Origin of the sequence: Mesorhizobium sp. M5C.F.Ca.IN.020.32.2.1 (assembly GCF_004023105.1) — a bacterium.
Classification (GTDB): Bacteria; Pseudomonadota; Alphaproteobacteria; order Rhizobiales; family Rhizobiaceae; genus Mesorhizobium; species Mesorhizobium wenxiniae.
Window position 1 is genome coordinate 1 of the sequence record NZ_RZSX01001571.1, and the last position, 603, is coordinate 603.

At 62.2% G+C, this 603-nt stretch carries 1 protein-coding gene; it reads left to right on the plus strand.

Going from position 1 to position 603, the window contains the following annotated elements:
* A partial coding sequence (locus EOA86_RS37515; protein WP_164892448.1) for a sigma 54-interacting transcriptional regulator occupies nucleotides 1-603 on the plus strand: 603 nt, incomplete at both ends.

Below are 603 nucleotides of genomic sequence, written 5' to 3' on the forward strand. Positions count from 1 at the left end.
CCACACGCTGTCGGCGCGCAAGAGCGCACCATTTGTCACGCTGAGCGCTGCCAACATCACGCCCGAACGCATGGAGGTCGAGCTGTTCGGTACCGAATCCAACGGTGTCGAACGCAAGGTCGGCGCGCTTGAGGAAGCCCATCGGGGCATTCTCTACATCGACGAAGTGGCCGACATGCCGCGCGAAACGCAAAACAAGATTCTGCGCGTGCTGGTCGAACAGCAGTTTGAGCGGGTAGGAGGCACCAAACGGGTCAAGGTCGATGTCCGAATCATTTCGTCGACCTCGCAGAACCTGGAGGCGATGATCGCCGACGGTCGTTTCCGGGAGGATCTCTATCACCGTCTGGCGGTGGTTCCGGTCATGGTGCCGGGATTGGCCGAGCGGCGGGAGGACATCCCCTATCTTGTCGACAATTTCATGAAACAGATCGCCCGCCAGGCCGGTATCCGGCCGCGGCGCATCGGCGACGACGCGCTGGCGGTGCTGCAGGCGCACAACTGGCCAGGCAACGTCCGCCAGTTGCGCAACAACGTCGAGCGACTGATGATCCTGGCGCGCGGCGACGATATCGATGCACCGATCACCGCCGATCTTTTGCC